General features: G+C 48.2%; 18 protein-coding genes. 10 read left to right on the forward strand and 8 right to left on the reverse strand.

Going from position 1 to position 26,014, the window contains the following annotated elements; genetic code table 11:
- From HMPREF0658_RS04780 to bamG, 5 genes are all read right to left on the reverse strand, one after another.
- A partial coding sequence (locus HMPREF0658_RS04780; protein ID WP_006949018.1) for a leucine-rich repeat protein occupies positions 1–1,270 on the reverse strand: 1,270 nt, incomplete at its 3' end.
- A 509-nt stretch (positions 1,271–1,779) separates the two neighbouring features.
- Entirely contained in the window at positions 1,780–3,921 is a 2,142-nt protein-coding gene (locus tag HMPREF0658_RS04785) for a peptidylprolyl isomerase (RefSeq protein WP_006949019.1), read from the reverse strand.
- Positions 3,922–4,023: 102 nt separating this feature from the next.
- The gene (locus HMPREF0658_RS04790; RefSeq protein WP_006949020.1) at positions 4,024–5,286 is read right to left on the reverse strand and encodes a hemolysin family protein; all 1,263 of its coding nucleotides are present in this window, start codon (positions 5,284–5,286) and stop codon (positions 4,024–4,026) included.
- Between the two features lie 35 nt (positions 5,287–5,321).
- The gene (gene lptC, locus HMPREF0658_RS04795; RefSeq protein ID WP_006949021.1) at positions 5,322–6,008 is read right to left on the reverse strand and encodes an LPS export ABC transporter periplasmic protein LptC; all 687 of its coding nucleotides are present in this window, start codon (positions 6,006–6,008) and stop codon (positions 5,322–5,324) included.
- Positions 6,009–6,015: 7 nt separating this feature from the next.
- Positions 6,016–7,308: a BamG family beta-barrel-assembly machinery protein gene (bamG, locus tag HMPREF0658_RS04800; RefSeq protein WP_006949022.1), complete on the reverse strand. Its 1,293-nt coding sequence runs from the start codon at positions 7,306–7,308 to the stop codon at positions 6,016–6,018.
- Between the two features lie 145 nt (positions 7,309–7,453).
- Here bamG and HMPREF0658_RS04805 point away from each other — a divergent pair, with 145 nt between their 5' ends.
- From HMPREF0658_RS04805 to HMPREF0658_RS04830, 5 genes are all read left to right on the forward strand, one after another.
- The gene (locus HMPREF0658_RS04805; RefSeq protein ID WP_006949023.1) at positions 7,454–8,650 is read left to right on the forward strand and encodes an Lnb N-terminal periplasmic domain-containing protein; all 1,197 of its coding nucleotides are present in this window, start codon (positions 7,454–7,456) and stop codon (positions 8,648–8,650) included.
- Between the two features lie 40 nt (positions 8,651–8,690).
- Positions 8,691–10,259, forward strand: a complete 1,569-nt coding sequence (locus HMPREF0658_RS04810; RefSeq protein ID WP_006949024.1) for an alkaline phosphatase family protein — start codon at positions 8,691–8,693, stop codon at positions 10,257–10,259.
- 134 nt (positions 10,260–10,393) lie between these two features.
- Complete coding sequence (gene secA / locus HMPREF0658_RS04815) at positions 10,394–13,729, forward strand: preprotein translocase subunit SecA (RefSeq protein ID WP_006949025.1); 3,336 nt, start codon at positions 10,394–10,396, stop codon at positions 13,727–13,729.
- A 621-nt stretch (positions 13,730–14,350) separates the two neighbouring features.
- Entirely contained in the window at positions 14,351–15,079 is a 729-nt protein-coding gene (locus tag HMPREF0658_RS04825; RefSeq protein WP_006949027.1) for an ABC transporter ATP-binding protein, read from the forward strand.
- A gap of 460 nt (positions 15,080–15,539) precedes the next feature.
- Positions 15,540–16,529, forward strand: coding sequence for a DUF6261 family protein (locus tag HMPREF0658_RS04830; protein WP_202898910.1), 990 nt, complete (start codon positions 15,540–15,542; stop codon positions 16,527–16,529).
- A 163-nt stretch (positions 16,530–16,692) separates the two neighbouring features.
- Here HMPREF0658_RS04830 and HMPREF0658_RS04835 read toward each other — a convergent pair whose 3' ends face one another.
- From HMPREF0658_RS04835 to HMPREF0658_RS04845, 3 genes are all read right to left on the reverse strand, one after another.
- Positions 16,693–18,687 carry an NAD(P)(+) transhydrogenase (Re/Si-specific) subunit beta gene (locus HMPREF0658_RS04835; protein WP_006949030.1) on the reverse strand — a complete coding sequence of 665 codons (1,995 nt, stop codon included), beginning with the start codon at positions 18,685–18,687 and terminating at the stop codon, positions 16,693–16,695.
- Between the two features lie 6 nt (positions 18,688–18,693).
- Positions 18,694–18,999 (reverse strand): NAD(P) transhydrogenase subunit alpha part 2, encoded by a 306-nt coding sequence (locus HMPREF0658_RS04840; RefSeq protein WP_024991137.1) that lies wholly within the window; start codon positions 18,997–18,999, stop codon positions 18,694–18,696.
- A gap of 90 nt (positions 19,000–19,089) precedes the next feature.
- Positions 19,090–20,247 carry an NAD(P) transhydrogenase subunit alpha gene (locus HMPREF0658_RS04845; RefSeq protein WP_006949032.1) on the reverse strand — a complete coding sequence of 386 codons (1,158 nt, stop codon included), beginning with the start codon at positions 20,245–20,247 and terminating at the stop codon, positions 19,090–19,092.
- 356 nt (positions 20,248–20,603) lie between these two features.
- Between HMPREF0658_RS04845 and HMPREF0658_RS04850 the strand changes: the two genes are divergently transcribed.
- From HMPREF0658_RS04850 to HMPREF0658_RS04875, 5 genes are all read left to right on the forward strand, one after another.
- Positions 20,604–21,374 (forward strand): 5'-nucleotidase C-terminal domain-containing protein, encoded by a 771-nt coding sequence (locus HMPREF0658_RS04850; RefSeq protein ID WP_006949033.1) that lies wholly within the window; start codon positions 20,604–20,606, stop codon positions 21,372–21,374.
- A 3-nt stretch (positions 21,375–21,377) separates the two neighbouring features.
- Positions 21,378–22,223, forward strand: coding sequence for a bifunctional metallophosphatase/5'-nucleotidase (locus HMPREF0658_RS04855; RefSeq protein ID WP_006949034.1), 846 nt, complete (start codon positions 21,378–21,380; stop codon positions 22,221–22,223).
- A 380-nt stretch (positions 22,224–22,603) separates the two neighbouring features.
- On the forward strand, positions 22,604–22,783 hold the full coding sequence (locus HMPREF0658_RS04860) for a hypothetical protein (protein ID WP_006949036.1): 180 nt from the start codon (positions 22,604–22,606) through the stop codon (positions 22,781–22,783).
- Between the two features lie 19 nt (positions 22,784–22,802).
- Positions 22,803–24,491: a fibrobacter succinogenes major paralogous domain-containing protein gene (locus HMPREF0658_RS04865; protein WP_006949038.1), complete on the forward strand. Its 1,689-nt coding sequence runs from the start codon at positions 22,803–22,805 to the stop codon at positions 24,489–24,491.
- Between the two features lie 309 nt (positions 24,492–24,800).
- Positions 24,801–25,763: a DUF6261 family protein gene (locus HMPREF0658_RS04875; RefSeq protein WP_006949040.1), complete on the forward strand. Its 963-nt coding sequence runs from the start codon at positions 24,801–24,803 to the stop codon at positions 25,761–25,763.
- Positions 25,764–26,014: the final 251 nt, after the last annotated feature.

Below are 26,014 nucleotides of genomic sequence, written 5' to 3' on the forward strand. Positions count from 1 at the left end.
TGCCTTTAGCCGGGGCAACGCCTGCAGGCAGGCGCAGACCGGCGCGATGGGGTTTTAGCTTGATGGAAGCACCATCTCTTGTTCCCTGTTTATAAAATCCGAGGCCTTGGTCACCGCTGTTGGAGAAGATATAATATTTGTAACTGGCCGACGAGAACTCCTGCTCGGTAGCCGTTCCCACAAGCAGATTGCCGGTTACGTTCTCTTCGGTGCCCGTCACATTGGCTTGATAGGTTATGGTGCTGTTCGCCGTGCCTTGCAGAATAAATCCCGTTTGCTTGGGGATAATCTTGCCTGCACCGAATGCTTGCGCATGCGCAGTGCCTGGCACGCCATGCTTACCGCTGGGCGTAATGCCCGTGATGATATACGCCGTGCAGCCCGTAGGAACGAGGAAGTTCTCGTTTTCTAAGTAGTAGGTGGTGTAGCCGGTAGAACCGATAGCGAGTTCCTCGCGGTATAAATTAGCACCGTCTGCCCAATACGGTTGAGACTTGTAAGCGGCTGTTGCATCGACAGGAAGATGAACTACTTGTAAATTGGTTAAATCACGAAAAGGATTGTAAGGACCATAAGTTGGATTGACAGGGTTGGTGGTATAGAGAAGTGCCGGTGTCGGCTTAGTAAAAGAGATTTCTTCCAGCTGGTATAGTCCGTTAAAAGTACCATAGCTAAGGGTATCAAGCTGCGCTGGTAGTTCAAGTTTTTTCAAAGGAGGATTACTCTGAATACAGATACCGAAGTCCAATCTGCGTAAGGTTTGAGGAAATTTTATATAGGAGATCTGAGACAAATTAGCATTGAATGCACCATAGTCGATGTATTTTACTTTCGTGTGAGAAAGGTCTACACCTTTAAGACTGTGTAAATGAGTACACGCCTCGCTACCTATCACTTCCAGCGTAGAGGGGAAAACTATTTCCTCTAAGTCAAAATTAAGGTCGACCGAATAAGATCGAAGAACTTTAATATTTTCAGATAGAATTAGTTTTTTAAGTCCATTATTATACACGTGATTATTTACCCACGTAACTCTTCCTGCAATGTCTGTCACCTTGTAAGTATCGCCGTTGTAGGGAACAGTTCCGGGCACGGTTATAACAGTAGTACCGGGGGCTCCATTGCCTTTTGTTATCTTAGCGAGCTTGTTGACGGGGTCTGTAATGGTGAAATCAAACTGTGCGCCCGTTGGGTCTGTCCAACTCGAACTTTGTGCCCGTCCTGCAAGAGCGACGAAGATGGCACAACATACTATCAAAATTCGTTTCATTGTTTTGTTATGTTTGTTACTGAATACTTACGTGAAAAATCGTCGCTATTTTCCTCTTGTGCAGCTTGGCAAAAGGGCATAAAAAAACGAACAAAGGAAACTCTTAGAAGTCCTTTGTTTATAGGGGATGCGACACGCTTCGCGCGCGCGTATGCGAAAATGTTTAAAGTGTTATCTGACTGGCGGTGCGAATGTGTGTGTGTGTGTGTGTGTGTGTTACACTTTTTTCCGGTGTATGCAAATATAAAGCGTTAAAAGATGCAGAAAAACACACTTTTTTCTGCGTCTCATTCTTCGTCGTATGATGGTTGCTTATTTGCTTCATGGCGGCAAAGGTAAGGCTAATTCTGCAAACAGCCAAACTTTCCGCTGCCTTTTTGTATTTTGGTACGACCGCATTTAGGCTTTTATCTTCAATATTGATAAGAAAAGGAAAGGGATAGACCGGCCGACAATGGCAAGTCTATCCCTTATAGGTAATATCCCCCTCTGAGAGAGGGGTGAAGGAGTTAGAAGAATAAGTAGCGGTTGTCTACAACCTTTGCCTTAGCATACAACTCTTGCATAAAATTACCGGCAAGCTGCATAGCATGCTGCTTCATCTTCTGCTCATAGGCTTTGGCATCAAACTTTACGGGACGTGTGGTTTTACCCGTTACTTGGAAAAGGTAGACACCGGCCATACCTTTAACGGGATGGGGACTGAATCGACCTTTGCCTACAGCCGATACCGCACCGCTCAATGCTGGCTCTGCAGCACCTGTGGATGCGATGAATACCGGAGCGGCAAAAGTTATCTGATTCACAGCTTGCACCGTAGCTCCTTTGCCCTTGGCGGCAGCTATGGACGTCACACCCTTCAGCTTATTGATAAGCGTATTGGCCTTCATGTCGCGCAATACTTCTTGTCGAACGAGGTCTTTTACCTGTGCATCGTCCAAATCACGATAGCCCATGGGATGAATTTTATTGAGTACGATAACCAGCAGGTGGTCGTTGTCTCCACATTCATAGAGCGGCGACACCTCACCTTCTTTGGCATCGAAGACCCACTTCATAGCATCGCGCGTGCTGTGTATGCCTGCCACATAGTGTTGTGACGTACGCACATCGCCTGCTTCTTGTACTTTGAAGCCATACTTAGCAGCATTTTTCTGTATGCCATCTAAAGTCTGATTCTCGCTGACAAACTTACTGAATTTGTTATATGCAGCAGAATAGGTGTTCTTTGAGAAGTCGATAGGCTTCTTGATGACAGCTGCAATGTATTTTTCTGTCATTCCTTTGCGGTCTACCACTTGCAGGATAACATTGCCGGAGGTCATTGCGATGTTTCGTATCTCGTTTACGGGCTGCGTGTTCAATGCTTCTATATAAGTCTTTGTGTCGTTATCCATTGATGGTGACTGCTCATACTGACGTGTGGTCATCCATGTACGCTCGCCTGTTTGTCCATATTTCTTGGCAAGGGCATCAAATTCCGCCCCACCTTTCAGTGCCGTATATACGCTGTCTGCTGTCTTACGGGCGGCATCTACTGAAACACCACCTATTTGTATGACGCGGAACTGTATGGAGTCGGGCAGCTGTGACTTCGCCATCAAGCGAATCACATTGAGCGTATTGTCCTGCTTATTCTCGACAGGACCATAGACTGTGCCCACAGCCATTGAGTCAATTCGCTGTGCAATGTCTTGCGGGAAAGCGTTTTTGCTGACCGGCACACCTAAATAAGGTACTGCCGAGTTGCTTTTCCGAATAACTTCGGCAGGGTCGGAAACCGCCTTCAGCTGGTCGGTGAGTTCATTTACAGACTTAAACAAGACGCTACGGTCTGCCGCAGAGGCCTGTACGTGCACATCAACAAACTTAATATCGCGGGTTTCTTCATATTGTTTGAAACGTGGCTTTAACTCATCATATTTCGCTTTCAAATCGGCATCCGTTACTTTCACTTGATTATCATTGATAGAGCTGTAAGGAAAAGCAGCCAACTGTACATTGCTCTCTTCGTTTTCGGCCTTGAATGCCATCTTGGCTTCTACGGGATTGGAGAGGAGACAGTGAGCCAACAGACTTTGATACTTCTGCGAAAGTGTTTGCTGACGCAATGTTTTTTCAATGAATGTCCAGAAATCATACAACTGTTGATACTGCTCTGCAGCCCGCGGGTCACCTGTCTTGGCTGTTTTATAGTCTGCAAGGAACTTCTTCAATGCGTTGGCGTCGAAACGTCCGGTCTGTTGATTGACGAACGGGGTTTGCAAGAGCATGGGATTCGTACCTTCGTTAAGGATATTTTGTAGCTCTTGGTCAGTAACGGTAAGCCCAAGCTTCTCTGTTTCTTTTTCAATCAGTTTGTTTTGAACATAGGTGTTCCACACCATATCTTTGACTTGGTTTTGTTCCTCATCAGTCAGGTTTTCGCGTCCTTGGGTCATTTTGATAACGTTTGTGTACTCCTCGACCAATTTCTGGAAGTCTTGCACACTTACCTTTTCTCCCATGATTTCGCCTACTTGCTGACGTTCGTTATTGCGAGTGGCCTCGCAGGAACGTACAAATTCTTCAGCAATAAATGCAAAGAGACCTACACTGATGATAATTATCAGTATCAGGCCTTTGCTTCTGATTTTTCCTAATGCTGCCATTATTAATGATGATTATTTTGTTTATTTTTCTTTACTTTCTGAATAAAAGGCCTACAAAAGTACGAAGAAAATGGTAAAGTGCCCAATTTTAGCTGTAATTTTTTAGTCCTCTATAACTTTTAAACGGACGAGTTCTATTTTTGTCATGGTATTTTTGATAATCTTAAATTCAAAGTTGCCAACTTTCACTATTTCATGCAATTTGGGGAAACTTTGGTATTCATGGAGTATCAATCCTCCCAAAGTCATGTACTCGTCACTTTCTGGGAGGTTGAGACCGAACATCTCGTTTATCTTTCCTATTTCCAAGCGGGCAGACAAAACATATTCATGATCGCCCACCTGCGTGGCTATATATTTGGCATTGTCGTGTTCGTCTTCTATGTCTCCGAATATCTCTTCCACAATATCCTCAAGCGAAACGAGGCCGCTGGTACCGCCAAATTCATCGACAACGATGCCTATGCTCTTCTTTTGTTGTAAGAAAGTTTTCATAAGTTTTTGGGCAGGCATCGTTTCCGGAACTATCGGCAACTCTCTGATTGAGGTTCTCCAGTCAGCTGGTTTGCTAAACATCTCAGAGGAATGTATGTATCCCACCACATGGTCTATATCTTCATTGTAGACGATTATTTTTGAATTACCACTCTCTATAAACTTGTTTTTCAACTCTTCCAAAGTGCAAGTCATATCTACGGCGTTGATTTCCGTTCGTGGTATCATGCAATCTCTCACTTTTGTGTCGGAGAAGTCGAGCGCATTCTGAAATATTTTCACTTCGTCTTCAATGTCTTCTTGGCTGCGTGCGTTATCTATGCTCGACTGCACAAGGAAGTCGAGGTCTACTTTAGAGAACTCTTCGCCCTCGTCTTCTTTTTTCATCTTGATGCCTATCAAACGCAGAAGTCCTTTAGAGAGAAACGTCGAAAAGCGAGAAATCGGCCATAGAATGATATAACAGAGGAATGCGGGAAAGGCAAACAGTGACAGCAAGAAATTAGGATTACTCTTAAATAAGGTCTTCGGCAGGAACTCACCGGTAAAGAGTACAATGATTGTAGAGAGAATGGTGTCGGCCGGAACGGTAAAGCCCACGGGCATACCCTTGAAAAGAGTGGCATCAAAAAAGCGGGCAATAAGGATACCATAGACCACTAAAGCGATGTTATTGCCTACCAGCATGGTACTAACAAAGTCGTTAGGATGCTTAAAGAAGATGGCCAATGGACGCTTGGAAAGTGGATTCCGACCTTTATCCATTTCAGCAAGCAGTCGGTTACTGGACACGAACGCAATTTCCATGCCAGAGAAAAAGGCCGAGAAAATCATGGTAATGACTATACCTATTATTAAAGAAATATACATGGCATCTTCATTTTGCAGTTAAGAACGAGTATCTTTCATCGTAACAAAGGTATTGTTTCCTGCTTTCGTTGCGGAACGGCAGGCTGACGTTGTGGTGGCATCTGTACTGTATCGGCAGACTGTCCGGCAGCAGGCATGGCAGTTGTTTCCTGCTTATCGAAGTCTTCTTTCACGAACGAACCTTTGGAGTTAGACACCGTATAATGAGTCATATTCTCATCGCTCCTAAAATAAGTACCCTGCAACTGACGTTCGGGTGTGATAAGACGGGAATACTTATAACTATACAACTCATGCGTATTCTGATTCCAATACAATTCTTCGCTATAGAAACGCAGCCCGTCTTTCGTTAAGATACTCACTCTGCCGCGCAGTTCCCACAGGCGTTCCACATCGTAGTAGTAGGCCGTATCGCACTGAATATAAGACTGAATATGAAATTTCTCGTCAAATTGTTCGAGGAAAAGACCCTTTCGGAATATCCATCGTGAGGGGTTCAGATTCTGATTCACCTCCCATTGTTCGGTCACAATGCGATATTTGATAATACCCGAGTCTGAAATCAGCGTATTTACACCGTTGCTTACCATCATGGCAACAGAATCTCTTGCATGGATGGCAGAGGCGGTATGTTCTTTCTCGCCTTGACAGGAGGCGATGAGAAAACAGACGGACAAGATAACGATGCCGATACCGCCATGAGACTTCAACGATGGTAACATGTCGTATTTACTCCACTTTCCACTTCTGGAACCAACGCTCATTGAAAGTCAGCCCGATGTTGATGCGGAACGTATTCTCTGTAATCAGTCCGGTAGCACTACTATGCACCCATTGGGCACTTATGTTGAGCATGGAACGATTGTTGTAGGCATTCATGATGGGAATGCCGAATCCCGCACTCACACTTGTTTCTTTCGGTCCATCCTGACCATTGATTTTGAGGTAAGGAGTGGTGTACGACACACCGGCACGATACCTCAGTCTTCCGAAGAAATTACGTGCGGTAGCGTCTTGGCAGTATTCCCCGCCGAAAGTCAGCTTGTGCCGGTCTTTAAACAGGTGGGAAGTCAAGGCATATTTAGGCACGTTGTTCACAACGGAGTATTCCGGAAAATCTACCGACGACCATTTCTGTAAAGAGTAATCGGCACCTATTCGCCAGCGGTTATCATGCGACCAAGATATTCCTACGCCCAACATCGCAGGCAGAGACAATCCTCCATTCGCCCGATAAGTCGCCGTATCGCTGACCGAAGTTTGGGGATTGGTCGAGATAATGCGACAAGTAGGGTCGCCGCCGATATCATGTCCGAGGCTGTAAGTTGCGCCAAGAGTCATCTCATCCTTTTTAGAAAGGCGGGCAGTGTATTGCACTCCGAAGCCGAGTTGATAGCTTGTCACATTAGCTGTGTAGAACTTAGACAGGGTATTGATGGTCTTGTCACTGTAACTATTGATGATGGAACGGGAATAATTGCCCCAAATGTAAGAGGCATTAACACCAACGGAGAAGCCTTTAACAGGCATCCAGCCCGCACCGAGGTACGCACAGTGCATACCGCCCCTTCCATAATAAGTATTGGTGTAACTCGTTGTGCGGTTGGCATCCACATATTCCGTATTGGAGTAATTAAATCCGATATTGGTAAAAGGAACGATACCGAAGCTCACTCCTACATGTCTGGCAGCCCGAAAGCCCGCCACGGCATACTCGAAATCGGCATTGTTGGCATTCAGCGTGCGCCCTCTTTCTTTGAAACGGGTTGTCTGTCCCGAAACACCGGCATCAAACAGAAACATCAAAGAGTCCATTCCTGAGTAAGAAGCAGGGTTGAGAAAGTTCACCTGACGCGAGTCGCGAAACCCCAATCCAAGTCCGTTCATACCCCGATTGAATCCGCTTGATTGTTCGGAAAGTACCCCCAATCCGTATTGGCTGTAAGGAGAATTGGTGCCGCTTTGTGCAACTGCCGTGATGGAAACAGCCGCAAGAAACATCATGCCGATGATTTTTTTCATATATAACGTTGTTCGTTTTCTTTAAGATGAATTGATAAAACGGTGCCGGAAACAAGGGGCTGACGTTTGTCAATTGCGTGCAAAATTATCGAAAAAATTCGGAATAATGATACGGTAAGTGGGAAATATAAGTTATTTTTGCATCGTGAAACGTTTGAAACGCTATTTTAGATATAGTTTAACATCTCTCTTTCTGTTCTCTTTTTGCAATGCTTTTGCAGCCACAGATGAGGTCGGAGATTCTATAGAGATAAGTCTGCTCACCTGCCAGCCGCATCAAGAGGTCTACAGCCTTTACGGACATACCGCCATCAGATACCGAGACAGGCGTAATGGAACGGATATTGCCGTAAACTATGGTATGTTCAGTTTCAGAAAACCTTTCTTTGTCTTGCGCTTTATTTTCGGACTGACCGACTACGAAATGGGTATAGAGCCGTTTGAAGACTTCTGCGCACAGTATGCGAGCTATGGAAGCGGGGTAAGGCAGCAGACACTTCGCCTTTCAAAAGAGGATAAAACAGCGATTGAAAAAGCCATTACAAAGAATTACCTGCCGGAAAACAGGGTATATCGCTACAACTATTTCTACGATAACTGCACGTCCCGAGCCCGTGATATTCTTTTAAACAACATGCGGGAACGAGTTATTTATACTTCCGTCGTTCATCCCGAAGTGTCGTTCAGAGACATGGTACATGCCTGTTGCAAAGATGCGCCGTGGACAAAGTTTGGTAACGACCTCCTTTTAGGCGTGATGGCAGACCGTAAAACGACCCGAACGGAACAGCAGTTTCTGCCCGATCATCTGCGGAAAGACTTCGACCACGCCTTGATTGTCGGTAAAAAGAAAGTTCCTCTCGTAGCCCATAGTTTTTGGGTGGTGCCCCCGGGGGTGCAGACGATAGAAGAATCATTCCCTCTCAATCCTGCGATTTGCGGTATCATTCTACTCATTGTCAGTCTTGTCATGATGGGTATCGAACTTTGGAAAAGACGAATCTGTTGGGCTTACGATGCCCTCTTGATGCTGACGACAGGTCTCGCAGGCATCGTGCTCTTTGCCATGATATTTTCGCAACATCCCACCGTGAGCCTCAACCTGCAGATTCTTTTGCTCAATCCGTTGGCGCTCGTCATGCTCTATCCCGTGACCAAAGCCACGATAAAGAAGCGGAGAAGCAAGTGGTGGATAGCGGAAGCGGTTTTTCTGCTACTTTTTTTCATCGGTGCCTTTGTGCAGACATATGCCGAAGGGATGTATGCCTTGGCCTTGGCACTGCTCACCCGTTGTGTCATACACCAGCTTTTACGTCCTAAAAGCTATGCGCTTACCGCATGAAAGCTATGCTTTTACACGCTCAAACCTATGCTTTTACAAAATGAGAACTAAGTATCTGTATTTCATTATATTATCGCTCTGTACCACGAGCCTGCAAGCCCGCACGACGCAAGGTGTGCCACGACTCGTAGTAAACATTGCCATCGACCAGTTGCGCAGCGATTATATAGAAGCCTTCGAACCGCTTTATACCGGCGATGGCTTACGAAAACTGATGACGGGCAGCAGGTGGTATGTGTCGGCCTCTTTCCCGTTTCTGCCCATTGACAGGGCATCGGCCATAGCAACCCTTGCAACAGGCACTACACCTTATTATCATCGCATCGTAGCAGAGAAGTGGATGAACCATGGCACCTTGCGTCCCATCTACTGCGTAGACGACAGTCAATTCACGGGAATTGGCACCGCCGATGCTTCTTCGCCTAAGAACATGGCAACATCTACCATTACCGATGAGTTGAAAATGTACACCCAAGACGCCGCAAAGGTGTTTGCAGTGGCTCCCAACAGAGATGCCGCCGTGCTCTCAGCAGGCCATGCGGCCGACGGAGCATTCTGGGTAGACGACGAAACAGGACTGTGGGCAACTTCCTCTTACTACTTCAAAAACGCACCCGCATGGCTTTCAACCTACAACGACCAATATTCGCCGGCCAAGACTGTCGGCAGTGTGAAATGGATTCCTAAGAATCCGATGGCCAATACGTCTGGTCTGACCGCGAGACAGCCCCTGCAAGCAACCTTCAGCCATAACTTCGCCGGAGCAGATAAGTACACAAGTTACAAAACGAGTGCACTTATCAACGAAAACATAACAGACATGGCACTGCAATGCGTCGCAGCCAACGCCATGGGCGACGATGATGTGACCGATTTACTCGCTATCACCTATTATGCCGGAAGTTTCCGCCATAAAGGCGTGAACGCGAATCCCGCCGAGATGCAAGACACGTATATCGGTCTTGACAAAGCAATAGAAAAACTCATCTCAACACTCGAAAGAAGTATCGGAAGGTCGCATCTGCTCTTTGTCATCACAGGAACCGGATACTCCGACGAGGACACCCACAGCTATCAAAAATACAGAGTACCCACCGGCACTTTCTACATCAATCGCACAGCCCGCCTCCTCAATATGTATTTAGGTGCCATCTACGGACAGGGACGCTATGTAGATGCATATTACAGAAACCAGATTTATCTCGACCGGAGACTGATGGAACAGAAGCGAATCGGATATACCGAGTTGCTGTTGCGCAGCCGTGAGTTCCTTATGCAGAGCGAAGGAGTGCGCGATGTCTTTACAGGCGAACGTCTCTTTGCCTCGGGCAATAAGTACGTGGAAAAGATAAGAGGAGGCTACAATTCCTCCGTCAGCGGCGACATCCTTTTGGAAATCGCCCCGGGATGGAAAGTGCTCAACGAAGAGACCCAAGACAGCTACGTGGCGAAAGACGGTATCGTCTCTTTCCCCGTTATCTTCTACGGTGGAAACATCATGGCCGAACGGGTTTCCACCCCTATTACCGTCGATAGAATAGCACCCACCGTCGCCGGAATTATCCGCATACGTGCCCCCAATGCCTGTAAAGAAGAGCCGTTGTTCTGAAACGAATACGGCACGGCGGTTCCTCGATGGAGTCAACCGCAGATACTTTTGCAACACATTCATACCGCCCATTACGAAAAATATTCGTACTTTTGCGCGGTAAAATCAAAAAGAAACAATAAAATAACAACATAATGAATCTCAATAAATTCTTACAGTCATTGTTCGGGAACAAATCAACCCGCGACATGAAACTGATACAACCGTTCGTAGACAAAGTCAAAGCGGCCTATCCGGAGATAAAGGAACTTTCCAACGACGACCTGCGGGCAAAATCGAAGGAAATACAAAAATACGTGCAAGACTCGGCCAACGAACAGAAAAAACAAATCGAAGACCTCAAAGCTACGATAGAAGCCACACCCATCGATGAGCGCGAAAGCATCTTCAACCAAATCGACAAACTCGAAAAAGAAGTGCTCGATATCTACGAAGAAGCCCTCAACGAGGTGATGCCCGTCGCTTTCTGCATCGTCAAAGACACGGCCAGACGCTTCGCCGAAAATGAGGAAACCATCGTGACGGCTACCGACTTCGACCGCGAACTCGCCGCAAATCCCAAAAACGACTTTATCACCATCGACGGCGACCGAGCCATCTATCACAACCATTGGACAGCCGGCGGAAACGACCTCAAATGGGAGATGATTCACTACGACGTGCAACTCTTCGGCGGAACCGTGCTCCATCAGGGAAAAATCGCAGAGATGGCAACCGGAGAAGGCAAGACGCTCGTCGCCACACTCCCCGTTTTCCTCAATGCACTCACAGGAAACGGCGTGCATGTCGTGACCGTAAACGACTACCTCGCCAAGCGAGACTCCGAATGGATGGGACCCCTCTACATGTTCAACGGCCTCTCCGTCGATTGCATTGACCGGCACCAACCCAATTCGCCCGAACGTCGCAAAGCCTATCTGGCCGACATCACCTTCGGAACCAACAACGAATTTGGCTTCGATTACTTGCGCGACAACATGGCCGTCTCGCCTGCCGACCTCGTGCAACGTAAACACAACTACGCCATTGTCGATGAGGTAGACTCCGTGCTCATCGACGATGCCCGCACGCCGCTTATCATCTCCGGCCCCGTCCCCAAAGGAGACGACCAGATGTTCGAGGAATACCAACCCCTTGTCGAGAAACTCGTCGATGCACAACGCAAGCTCGCAACCCAATTCCTTGCCGAAGCCAAACAGCAAATCACGCAGGGACAACAAGGCGATAAAACCATCCTCGACGAAGGATTCCTCTCTCTCTATCGCTCGTTCAAAGCACTGCCCAAGAACAAACCGCTCATCAAATACCTCTCCGAAGAAGGCATCAAAGCCGGTATGCTCAAAACGGAAGAGATGTACATGGAGAACAACAACCGCAGAATGCCCGAGGCCGTGAAACCCCTTTACTTTGTGGTAGACGAAAAACTCAACTCCGTCGACCTCACAGACAAAGGCGTCGAATGGCTCGCCAACCATGTCAACGACAAAAATCTCTTCGTCCTCCCCGACATCGCGGCACAGCTCTCCAGCCTCGCAGCAGAGAAAGGACTTACCGACGAGCAACGCCTCAACAAAAAAGACGAACTCCTCAATACATACGCCATTCAGAGCGAACGCGTACACACGCTTCAACAACTGCTCAAAGCCTACACCATGTTCAACAAAGACGACGAATACGTAGTCATCGATGGCGAAGTGAAAATCGTCGACGAGCAGACCGGACGTATCATGGAAGGACGCCGATGGAGCGACGGACTTCATCAGGCCGTCGAAGCCAAAGAGCACGTCAAAATCGAAGCAGCTACACAAACATTCGCCACCATCACCCTCCAAAACTATTTCCGCATGTACCACAAGCTCGCAGGCATGACCGGTACCGCATCCACAGAAGCCGGAGAATTTTGGGACATCTACAAACTCGACGTCGTCGAGATACCCACCAACCGACCCGTCGTGCGCAAAGACATGGACGACCGCGTGTATAAAACAGCACGGGAAAAATACAACGCCGTCATCGACGAAATCGAAACCATGCGCAACGCCGGACGACCCTGCCTCGTCGGAACCACATCCGTCGAAATCTCCGAGCTCCTCTCCAAGATGCTCAACATGCGACACCTCCCACACAACGTCCTCAATGCCAAACAACACCTCAAAGAAGCCCAGATTGTAGCAGAGGCCGGACGCTCCACCGACGGACTTGGTGCCATCACCATCGCCACCAACATGGCCGGACGAGGTACCGACATCAAACTCTCCGACGAAGTCAAAGCAGCAGGAGGACTTGCCATCATCGGAACAGAACGACACGAAAGCCGACGCGTCGACCGACAACTACGCGGACGTGCCGGACGACAAGGAGACCCCGGCTCATCCGTCTTCTACGTCTCACTCGAAGACAAACTCATGAGACTCTTCGCCTCCGAACGCATCGCAAGCGTCATGGACAGACTCGGATTCAAAGAAGGAGAACGAATCGAAAGCCCCATGATTTCAAAAAGCATCGAACGGGCACAAAAGAAAGTCGAAGAAAACAACTTCGGCATACGTAAACGACTTCTCGAATACGACGACGTGATGAACAAACAACGCACCGTCATCTACGAGAAACGCCGACACGCACTCATGGGAGAACGCATCGGAATGGACATCACCAACATCATCTGGGACCGCATCGTCGCCATCATCGAGCGAAACGACTACGAAGGATGCGTCGAAGCATTCCTCAAAATCCTCGCCATGGAATGCCCATTCACAGACGAAGAATTCGACACACGCGACTTCCCCAAACTCGAAGAAAAAGCCTTCCGGCAAGCCATGGACAACTTCAAACGAAAAGCCGAACGACTTCAATCCCTCACATGGCCGACCATCAAAGACGTCTTCGAGAACCAAGGCGACCGATACCAGCGAATCATGGTGCCCATCACCGATGGGAAAAACGTTTACAACGTACCCTGCGACCTCGAAGAGGCCTACCGAACCGAATCGAAAAGCGTCGTACAACAATTCGAGAAAGTCATCATGCTCCACATCATCGACGACGCATGGAAAGAGAACCTCCGGCAGCTCGACGAACTCCGACACAGCGTGCAAAACGCATCCTACGAGCAAAAAGACCCCCTGCTCGTCTTCAAACTCGAGAGCGTCAAGCTCTGGGATGCCATGATCGACGACCTCAACAACCGCATAGCCTCCATACTCATGCGCGGACAGCTCGCCGACATACAGCAAGGCGCAGGAACCGTGCGCGAAGCCGCCCCCGAGCAACGCTCACAGCGATACACCGAAAGTAAAGACGATTTCAGCGACCCCGCACAGGCCGCCGCCGCAAGACAAGACACACGCGAGGGAGCCGAAGCACGGCGACACACGCCCATCGTCAAAGACAAGATGCCCCGACGCAACGACCCATGCCCCTGCGGCAGCGGCAAGAAGTTCAAAGACTGCCACGGCCGAGGCTTCGTCTAAGCTGCCCATCCCAAAAACGGCAGGCTTTGAGGCCTGCCGTTTTTTATGCCATAAATACTCCCCAGCATAAACACCATAAGAATGTAAGCCATCTACAAACCTCAAAGAGGTGGAAGACCACAGACAGGTGGTGAAGTCGGGCAGGACGTAACCCCTGCGCAAAGCGCTCCTCTCTCCTGTAAACCTCGAAGAGGTGGAAGACCACAAACAGGTGGTGAAGTCCGGCAGGACGTAACCCCTGCTCAGAACGCTCCTCTCTCATACAAACCTCGAAGAGGTGGAAGACCACAGACAGGTGGTGAAGTCCAGTAGGACGTAACCCCTGCTCAGAACGCTCCTCTCTCCTACAAACCTCGAAGAGGTGGAAGACCACAGACAGGTGGTGAAGTCCAGCAGGACGTAACCCCTGCTCAGAACGCTCCTCTCTCCTGTAAACCTCGAAGAGGTGAGAGACCACAGACAGGTGGTGAAGTCCGGCAGGACGTAACCCCTGCGCAAAGCGCTCCTCTCTCCTGTAAACCTCGAAGAGGTGACAGAATCTAAACCGGCAATAAAGTCCGGAAAGATGAATTTCCTGCATATCATATTTTTATGCCATCAAACTACAAAATACTACACAACATGCAAATCCACATCTCCCAATTACGCAAAACCTTTGCCGACAAAACGGTTGTAGAAATCCCCGATTTCTCCATAGCCGACGGCGAAATACTCGGACTCGTAGGCAACAACGGTGCAGGTAAGACCACACTCTTCCGACTCATGCTCGACCTGCTCAGACCCGACAGCGGATGCGTTGTCTACACCTGTAACAACCAACAGATAGACCCCGCACACTCCGAAGCATGGAAAAACTACGTCGGAGCATATATCGACGAGAGTTTTCTCATAGATTTCCTCACACCGGAAGAATACTTTGACTTTATAGCCAAAGTAAACAACCTTAAACCCGAAGAAACAACTCATGTGCTCGAGCATTTTTCACCACTCATGAACGGCGAAGTGCTCGGCAGCAGGAAACTGATACGCGACTTGTCCGCCGGTAATAAGCAAAAGGTGGGTATCATAGCTGCACTCCTGCACAAACCCTCATTGTTGATACTCGATGAACCTTTCAACTTCCTCGACCCGCTTGGGCAGAACGTGCTGAAGAAAATGCTTACCGATTATCACCGTGAAACTCAGGCAACCATACTCATTAGCAGCCACAACCTTGCTCACACCATAGACATTTGTCCGCGTATCTCCATTCTCGAGCATGGCGTGATAGTAAAAGACCTTCATACCGATCGTGAAGATGCTGCGCGTGAGCTGGAAAATTATTTCAATGCTGATGAATCGCTTTGCTGAGTCCTATGATTCATTTTTACCTTTCTGACAATCATCCGATGGCCACTCCAAGCATCTTGGAGTAGCTATTTTTATGATTGGTGGTTACTTCGAGCAACTTTTAACTGCTAACAATAGGATGAATACCATCTACGAGCACTTTTTAACTACTTACCATAGAATGGTATAATCATCTATTATATTTTTAATAGCTAACCATCTTATAGTTTTTGCTTATCTTCTATTTTTACCAGCTAACTATAGGATGGATGTCTTATTAAAATTACTTATAGTAGGAAATCATCCTATGATTAATAATCTAAACTGAATAAGTATTCATACATTATATGATTTTATAAACTATAACTAATAAATAATGTTAAACCTAAACACTTTTTTATATCATTTGCATTGTAAACCCCATCATCATCACTATATTTGCTAACGACAAAACAAATTATTCACTAAAAAATAAAATGCCATGCCTCAAAACAACAATTCATTACCAAGCTATGTAAAGATTAGAACCTCTGGTATGCAATTCAATAACGGTTTGCATACGCAATACCATCGCGAGCTATACAGAGCTGTTACCAAAGAAGATGCACAGAAACTCCATTTAGCGGAAGCTCTTATCAAAGATTGGGAAAAGTGGATAGATATTGCTATAGATGTCAGCCGAGAGAGTGCCTTTTCCTTATTTACAAAAGAGCTTACTCAAAAAAACAAGTATCGCAGCCATTTGATGGTTTATATCTTCAAATCAGTGCGTTTGCAGCGTCAATCGCCTGTTGAAGCTGTTTCCAAAGCTGCAAATATCTTGTATTTGCAATTAAAACCTTATTTCGGTACACAAAACAGTAATCATTTGGCAAAAGGAGCTTATGTAGAGGGCTTATTGCTTGATATCAATAAATATACAGCTGAAGCACAAACACTTTCTTTGGAGCCTGCTATCAATACACTACGTAGCATCAATGAAGAATATAATCAATTGTGGTCAAAACAATTAGACGAAAGCATCAGCAGGAAGCTCCCGCCATCGAGAGAAGTGCGCAAGCATCTTGATGCCATCTATAGAGAAGTCAGCTCTTATATCCAAGCTGCTTATATCTTAGCTACAAAAGAAGAGGATAAGCGAATGATACTTGCTTTGGTTAAAATTCTGAATCAGATTACTTCCGACCTAAATACTACACATAAATTAAGCATGTCTCAAAAAGCAGCTGCCGAGGAAAGAAGAAAAAAGAAAAAAGAGGAAGAAGAAGCGAAGAAGAAGGCAGGTGAAAAGCCTACGGAGGAGAAACCAAAGCAAAAGAAGGAGGGTAAAAATACCGAGCAGGAACCACCTAAATCATCAGAAACAATTGAAAAGAAATCAGAGGAGCCAACAAAGTCCACGACAGAACCTTTTGAGAAACCAGCTTCAACAACTGCACCTACTTCAAAAGAGAAAAGCAATGCGGAGTAGGAAACCCATCTTATGAAGATAGCTCTGCTGAATTTTAACCCGTTAGCAGACGAATCGATAAAAGCCCCGATAGCTGAAACTTGGCTACCGGGGCTCGTCATGAAAAAGAAAAAAAGCTCCGCCATCAATCGTAGGCACTGACGGAGTACGTGTGATGCATTGCCTACTTACCAATGAGCGCGATAAGACGCGCTAAGGTTTCTTTAGCGTCGCCCAACTCAAGGAAGACGCCTGATTTCTTGCTGTACAAAGGATTGTCTACGCCGGCATAGCCCGGTTTCAGGTCATAGTTGCAAATCACGACTTCGGGAGCTTTGTCAACGTTCAGCACAGGCATACCGTAGATGGGTGTACCTTCTGCATCGCGTGCAGCAGGGTTGAGCACGTCGTTGGCACCTATTACAATGACTACGTCAGTAGCAGCAAAATCATCGTTGATAGCTTCCATTTCGTAGAGCTGCTCGTAGGGCACGTCGGCCTCGGCTAACAGTACGTTCATATGGCCGGGCATACGTCCGGCAACGGGATGGATGGCAAAACGCACGCGGGCACCGTTGTGTTCGAGTGTGTCGGCCAGCTGGCGTACCAGATGCTGAGCTTGGGCAAGAGCCATGCCGTAGCCGGGCACGATGATGACGTCGCGGGCAGCAGAGAGCACCGTCTTCAACCTATCGTCGGCATTGCCGGCAGGAGCTTCTGCCTTTTTGGCATCCGTACCATGAATGCCGCCGATAATGCGCATCAGCGTTTCTTTGGCGTCGCCTAATTCGAGGAATACTCCTTCCTGTTTGCTATACAACGGGTTGTCTACGCCGGCATAGCCCGGTTTCAAATCATAGTTGCAGATGATGACGGCAGGAGCCTTATCCACATTGAGTACGGGCATCCCGTAGATGGGCGTACCTTCAGCATTGCGGGCAGCGGGATTGAGCACGTCGTTGGCGCCTATCACCACTACGGCATCGGCGGCAGCGAAGTCGTCGTTAATCGCTTCCATCTCGTAGAGCTGTTCGTAGGGCACGTCGGCTTCTGCCAACAATACGTTCATGTGGCCGGGCATGCGTCCGGCAACCGGATGAATCGCGAAACGCACTTCGGCACCATTGCGGGTAAGTGTGTCGGCCAATTGCTTCACTAAATGCTGTGCTTGGGCGAGCGCCATACCATAGCCAGGCACGATAATCACGTTGCGGGCAGCTGAAAGTACATCGGAAGCTGTTTTATCGGTCTTGGCAGCAGGTGCAGGCGCAGGTTGATTGTCAGCTATCGGTACGGCAGTAGGTTTCGGCATCGCAGAGGTCTTTTTCACACCGCCGAGGAGAATGCTCATGAGGCTGCGGTTCATAGCGCGACACATGATTTGCGTGAGCAGCAGTCCGGAGGCTCCGACGATGCCACCGACAGCAACCAAAAAGATGTCGCTAATGGCCATACCGGCAATGGCACCGGCTACACCCGAAAGGGAGTTAAGTAACGAGATAGTGATAGGCATGTCAGCCCCTCCCACACGCACAGAGAAGAGCAATCCGAAGAGCGATGAGGCAATGAGACATCCGCCGAGGGCAATTCCCATTTGCTCAGGTACGAATGCTCCCCATGCAATGGAGAAAACAGTAGCGACAAGCGTGATGAGGGTGAGGACAGAGTGTCCGCTCCAAACTACGGGGCGTTGGGGCAACACGCGGTGGAGTTTGCCGGCAGCTACGAGACTTCCGACTAAGGTAATCATGCCGACGGCAACAGCTAACAGCGAGGTAAGGCTTATAAAAATGACGTAGCCGGGCTTCATGATCGTCATTAACATGACAACTTCTGCATGACCACCGTCGAGACCGATTCCCAAGGCGGTCATCATGCCGACCAACGCAGAGGCACCGCCTCCAAGCCCATTGAACAAGGCTACGAGCTGGGGCATCTGTATCATCTGTGCCTTGACGGCCATGACACTACCTATCAATGCGCCAACGAGAATGGCGGCGTAGATGGTGACGACGCTGGCGACGCCACTGAAATAAAGTGTGGCAACGACGCCGGCAAGCATGGCGAAAGCCGAGAGCAAGTTGCCTGTGGGTGCCGATTTTACTTTGCTCATCAACGAGATACCTGCGAGTACGCAGACGGAGAGCACAATACTGATTGCAAGTTGTAATGTATCCATGACGGCTTATTTTCTTTTCTTGTTAAACATGCGCAACATGCGGTGCGTGATTCCGAATCCGCCGAAGACATTGATGGCGGCGAGCACGATGGCCACGAATCCGAGCACTTCGCCAAGACAGGCGAGGGAATCGCGGCAGTTGCCGAGCGCAGCAAGTCCTGTGGCGGTGATGGCGCCGACAATGGTGACTCCCGAGAGCGCGTTCATGCCGGACATGAGCGGCGTGTGGAGCAGACTTGGCACGTTTTTGATGATGAAATAGCCTGCTATGGTGCAGACTACAAACACGAGGATTAAAATCAAAGGATGAATCATAATAGTAATGGTGTTATGGAAATAGGGATGGTTCGCAAGTGTCGATGCTCGTTTCCCATCCCTATCAAACATGAAAGAATGATTGTCTTATAGTCCCATGGCTTCACGTGCACCGGCGTGTACGAGTTGGCCGTCGATGCAGACAAGGCTCTTGGCGATCACTTCGTCGGAACGGTCGAGGTTGACCTTGCCGTCTTTGACGATGTATTTCACGAGGTTGTACATGTTATTGGAGAACATCCATGTGGAACTTGTGGGCAGGAGGCCGGGGATGTTCTTCACGCCCATGAGGGTCACGCCGTGCTTGTTGATGATATCGCCCGCGGGTGTGAGTTCGCAGTTACCGCCTTGGTCGATGGAGATGTCCACGATGACCGCTCCACGCTTCATGCCTTTGACGGTGTCTTCGGTGATGATGATGGGAGCGACTTTGCCCGGGATGAGTGCAGAACAGAAGACGATGTCCATTTGTTGGATGGTCTCTTCCAAGGCTTTGCGCTCCTTGGCGAGTACGTCGTCGGGCAGACGGTTGGCATATCCTCCCTCGGCAATAGCGAGTTCGGCAGGAACGGTGGTGTCGATGACTTTCGCGCCGAGGCTGCCGGCCTGTTCAGCAGCAGCGGGTCTGATGTCGGCGGCATAGGTAACGGCACCGAGTCGTTTGGCTGTGGCGAGTGCCTGAAGTCCGGCTACACCTACGCCGATAACCATCACTTTTGCCGGTTCAATCCTGCCGACAGCGGTAAACATCTGCGGCATGAAAGTGGTGAGTTTGTCGGCGGCCATGAGAATGCCTTTGTATCCGGCACATGTACTCATCGAAGTGAGGGCGTCGAGATTCTGTGCACGCGAGATGCGGGGAATGCCGTCGAGGGTGATGGCAATCACGCCTTTGGCCGAAAGTTTTTTCACCATGTCGTGGTTTACGGGCGATGCGGGGTGGATGAAAGTGATGAGGTACTGTCCTTGGTGCATCATGTCCACCTCGTGCTTGCCAAGCTGTTCGTTGAACTGCGGTTCTTTTACTTTCAGTATGACTTCGGCGCGGTCGTAAACGTCCTGTACCTTGTCAATCAGTTCTGCTCCGGCTTTCACGTAGTCCTCGTCGTGGTAGAGGGCTCCGTTGCCAGCTGCTTTTTCCACCAAAACGGTGAATCCGTCTTTTACGAACTTGCTTACGGTTTCGGGAGTACACGCTACGCGTGCCTCGTCGTGCATAATTTCTTTGGGAATACCAATAATCATGATTTTGAATGTTTTATTTAAGGTTGATAGTTGTTTTTCTTTTTGTCTCGTTGTCAGCTTGGGGCGATGCTTTGTTTTTCAGGGGATTGTCGCCGGCAAGCATTGTTTTTTTCGACACGCAAATATAGCCTTTTTCTTTCTATATACAGTGTTTTTACTCACAAAAGGTTTATAATTAACATGATTTAGCGGTTTGTTCTCCTGCTGTGAGTTTTCCTGATTAATAATCGGTCGGTTTCTTTCTTTTTTCCGAATTTCTGTTATACCTTTGCATGAGCGAGTCGGCCGAGAAAGCGGAGAAAATCTCTACTGATGCCGATAGCAGCGTATGTTTGTAACCTTAAAAGTATTTGACAATGATAAAACAGAAAAAACTTTTCTCCATAGGACTTGTCGCGATGCTCGTGCTCTTCTCTTCGTGTGCTTCACGCTATCATGTGAGTGGCATAGAGCGCAGTCGAATTTTGATAGACAGCCGCTATGATGCGCAACCCGATACCCGCGCTGAGGCCATCTTAGCTCCGTATAAGGCACGTGTGGACAGCGTAATGGCACCGGTTGTTGGTACTACCGACAGCGAACTCACTCCCATGCGACCTGAGGGGAAGTTGTCTAACTTGTTGCCCGACATCCTCATTTGGGCAGCAAAAGACTACGGAGAGCATCCCGACCTTGCTGTATATAATATAGGTGGCATGCGCGCTGCTCTTCCGAAAGGTAAGGTTACCTATGGCGATGTGGTGGATGTGGCACCTTTTGAGAACAAAATTTGTTTCCTTACGCTTAGCGGCACAAAGCTCATGGAGTTGTTTTCGCAGATTGCTTTCCGTGGTGGCGAAGGCGTAAGTCATGGTGTGCAGTTGGAGATAAGCAAAGATGGGAAATTGCTGTCGGCCACGCTTCACGGCAAGCCCATCGACCCTGCAGCCCATTATCGGGTAGCAACCATCGACTACCTCTCGCAGGGAAACGATGAAATGGTGGCTTTCAAAAGTGGAACCGAACTTGTTTCTCCACAGTCAGAACGCAACAACATGCGTTACATTATTTGCGATTATTTCCGCACACAGGCAGCAAATGGTCTGTCTGTTACAGCAAAAATAGAAGGTAGAATTGTTATCAAATAAGCTATGAAACCAAGATATTTACTCGTATTTATACTCTTTGTCATTGCCCTTAACGGCTCAGCACAGAAGAAACAGTTGGTGATTCTGCATACCAACGACACCCACAGTTGTATCATGCCTTTGAGTGTAAACCTCTCCGACACGCTCGTGGCCGGACGCGGAGGCTTTGTGCGTAGGGCGACGATGTTGCAGGAAGCGCGCAAGAGACATCCCGACTTGCTCTTGTTCGACAGCGGCGACTTCTCACAAGGTTCGCCTTACTATACACTCTATCGAGGCGATGTGGAGATAGAACTGATGAACGAGATGCAATACACAGCTTCTACCGTGGGCAATCACGAGTTTGATTTCGGCATGGAGAACATGGCTCACCTATTCAGTAAAGCCCGTTTCCCTATTCTTTGCTCCAACTACGACTTCACGGGAACTGTGCTCGAAGGTCTTGTTAAGCCTTATATGACGTTCCGCCACAACGGAGTGAAGATAGGCGTCTTCGCGCTCGACCCTGAATTAGATGGACTTGTATTCTCCAAAAACTGCCAAGGTGTAAAGTATCTCGATCCAATTCGCGTGGCCAACGACATGGCCACGATGCTGAAAAAGCAAAAGAAATGCGACGTTGTTATCTGTATCTCCCACCTCGGATGGAATCTCCATGGCATCGACGACACTGAGGTGATAGCCGGTTCGCGCAATATCGACCTCGTACTGGGTGGTCATTCCCACACCTATTTTCACACGCTGCAATACGTAAAAGACCTTGATGGCCGCGAAGTGCCTGTTGATCAAAATGGTAAACACGCCGTCTATGTAGGCAAAATCGTGCTTACGCTGGATAAAGGAAAGTAACGTAGCACTTTCTTTCTCAAACATTTGGTCGCTTTAATAAATTGTTATACCTTTGCCGGCACTATGCAAAGAAGAGGAGACCATAACCCAATGAATGCGGTGCAGGAAAAAGTGTGTTTTTCTGCATCTTTTAACGCTTTATATTTGCATACACCGGAAAAAAGTGTAACACACACACACACACACACACACACACACATTCGCACCGTCAGTCAGATAATACTTTAAACGCTTTCTTATACGCGCGCGCGAAGCGTGTCGTATTCCCTATAAACAAAGGGCTCCACGGAGTTCCCTTTGTTCGCTTTTTCGTGTCCGTTTGCAAGGTACGGAAAGGCAAAAATTACTCTAATTTATTTAATTAAAACAAGTAAAATAAGATGAAAAGAAATCAGGAAGACAATCTCCCGTATCTTGCACCATGGTGCGAGGTAGTAGAAGCAGAAAACAGTCAATTAATCTGCTCAACGGTTACACCAAGCAACGGTTCACAAGAAGACGACTACGAAGACAAGGGCGACCAAGAGGGAGACGACTTCGATGTAGATTTAGATTTTTAATCCGCAAAAAGACGAAACAATGAAACAAATATTTATCAAATTCAGTATGCTCGCAGCAGTTGCCATGTTGATAACGGCATGCAGCAAAGACAATAACGAAGATAATACCAGTGAACCGGTCACGAGCATTAAGTTTAACATGAGCGAAGCTCCTTACAATGACGATGTGGAGATGGCTGGTTCCCGTGCAGCTGTTACCGAGATCATTAAAGATACGTTCGATATGGGTGGCATAGAAGCCGAAGTTACCCTTGAGCGCGATTCAGAACAGCCCAAACAAGAAACTCGCACCATTACGAGCGGAAACCATTATACTATCGTTGCCTTTAAAGCTGGCACAAGCATTGAAGCAGCAAGCACGAAAGGACATTTCAATGCTTCGGGGGCATTTGTTTATGATACGGGCGTTAATCCGATTCAACTCGCCCCGGCCAACTACGATTTCGTTTGTTATACTCATCAGTATGCCACGCGGTCGGGCAATAATATAGAAATTCCCTTACAGCATGCCGACAAGGCGTTTGTCTGTCGACAACCCAACGTAACAATTGCCAATACCAAGAAGCAAGAGATCGCTTTCACAATGAAACATGCAGGTGTACGTGTACGCACGAAAATAATGGCGTTTATGGTTCCTACAGGTATAAACGCCACGTTGGGTTATCAAGCCAACAGCGTACCCGCCTCAACCGTTTATGATATGACAACAGGAACATTCTCTGCGAGCACCACCAAGAGCGGCGATGTCGAGGCAAAAATGCAAAGATTCGACACGGCAGATACAAACTTTGACAGCGAGCTTCAAGACAACCTTGAAACAGTCACTGGCGATAACTACCTCACCGTGTTGGCCGGAACAAAACCCGAAGAACTCGTCTATAACATCATGGGTGGGACAGTATACAATAAGCCCCTTAACACCAACGGCAATCGCAAACTAAAAGCGGGCAATGCCTTTGACGCCAACGGAGCTTATACCTGTACAATCAGGTTGCTCCCCACCTATGTTTATTTATTTGAAGACGGGCAGACGGGCCGCCTTAAGGACAGCGGCCGTGCCAATCATGTACCCATTGCTCTCGTATATGCCCCCCATAAGGCCATTGCTCTTTGGAACTTTGGTGGCGAAGGAAATACCGTAGACCACTGGATCAGAGGTTATAATTATGCCCAACACAATTCGTCAGCGATGCTGAATACCGTTGAAGATGCCCTAAACAGTACAACGAGTGGCAAGGTTTGGACTTGGGAAAGTTATGACAGTAGACATGATGGCAACCCCATTATAAAAGCCAATGAACTTGCTGACTTTCCTGTCTATTATTGGGCAGGTAAATATTATCAAGATTTCTATCTAAGCGACCGATTAATAGCCAAAGGGAAGACCTTAGCTCCATCTCTAAACAAAGATGAAGTGTGGTATTTGCCGAGCCTATCTGAATGGCGAGACCTTTTTGTAAAGCTGGGATTTGGAGATGTTAGTAGTATACCTATTTCTTATTCTGGTTCATGGCAAGGGAATATGGTAAATTACGCCTTTAAGGTAGCACAGGGAATCTCAATTACAAACTCCTCTAAAACGTATTGGTCTAGTTCTGAGGAGAGTAACAGCTATGTTTATTACGTAACCCCCAGTCGTTACAGCATGAGGTTTGAGAGCAAGGATAAGCGAGATTTTATGACTATCCGAGCTTTCGTAGAATTCTGATAAGATTTCGGGGCATCCCAAAAAGCTGCCGACAGCGCGGGTACGATTTCGGGGCATCCCAAAAAGCTGCCGACAGCGCGGGTACGATTTCGGGGCATCCCGAAAGTCTGCCGACAGCGCGGGCACAGTTTCGGGGCATCCCGAAAAGCTGCCGACAGTGCGGGCACGATTTCGGGGCATCCCGAAAGTCTGCCGACAACGCGGGCACGGTTTCGGGGGCGCCCGACGAAAAAAACGATGAAAAACAGTGTCTCGGAATATTTCCGGAACTCATATTTTAATTAATAACCTTTTTAAAAACACTCATCCATGAGAATGAAAACCATTCAGAAAGACAGACTCCAAAACATGGAGCACTTTCAGTATGCCGACCGCGTGTTAAAACTCTGCAAAGAAGCCGGCATAGAGAAACTCACCGACGTATTGGCACCGCTCGAAGCCGCACTGGCCCGCGAGGACGAGGCGCTCAACCGCTCGCGATCGCTCGACGGCACCGAGGCACTCGAAAAACTCGACCGCAAACGCGACAATGCCTATTACGCCCTGCGTCTGCTCGTAGAAATAGAGCTGCGCAACGACGACGAAAACGTGGTAGAGGCTGCCAAAACCGTGGCAGAGGTGATGAGGCGCTATCCCAAGACGCCGGAAGTGAACTACGACCAAGAAACGGGAAACATCCGCAACATGGTCGACGACTTCAAAAAAGCACCCGCTGCCGCAGCCGTGACTAAAATCAATGCCACGGCAGCCATCGCACGCCTCGACGAGGCCAACAAAGCATTCGATGCCCGCTACCACCAGCGCATCACGTCGAAAACACCCAAAGGCACGTTCGACACCGCTGCCCTGCGCATGGGCGTAGACAAAGCACTCGAGAGCGTGCTCGCCCACATCACCGCCCTCGACACCCTCTCGCCCGATGCCAAAACCACCGCCCTCATCACACATTACAACAATCTCGTAGACCTCTACCAAGACGTGTTGGCGCGACGCAAGGCGGTAAACGCGAAGAAAAACAAAGAGAAAAAGAAGAAAGGCGACAAAGACAAGAAGCCGTCAGACGGCGACAAGAAGCCGGGCGATGACAAAGATAAGAAACCATCAGAGGGAGATAAAAAGCCGGGCGATGGTGGCAAGAAACCAGACGGCGGAGGCAAAAAGCCAGGTGACGACGGTAAAAAGCCGGACGACGGTGGCGGTAAAAATCCGGGAGACGGCGGAGGTGCCGGCCCTATACCCTCCGACCCTCTTCCGATGGTGCCGAAGGATTGAGGCAGCCTGCCCCGCTCGCCTATAAGAAACTATTTTTTGCATGACAGATAGAGTGGTACGCATCGTGATGATGCGTACCACTCGCGTTTTTTAATGATTGAAAGGCAAGCGCTGTGGACATCAAGCGGGGTTGCCGCTTTTTAGGACGATGCCTTTGTAAAAGAAAGAGCCTCGGAGAGGCGATGGAACACAGGCAGGGGTGAAGCCCCTGTTAAGCATGCACAAAAAGGAAAAGCCCCAAAGGGGCGACG

It is taken from the genome of Hoylesella marshii DSM 16973 = JCM 13450, assembly GCF_000146675.1.
Lineage (GTDB): Bacteria > Bacteroidota > Bacteroidia > Bacteroidales > Bacteroidaceae > Prevotella > Prevotella marshii.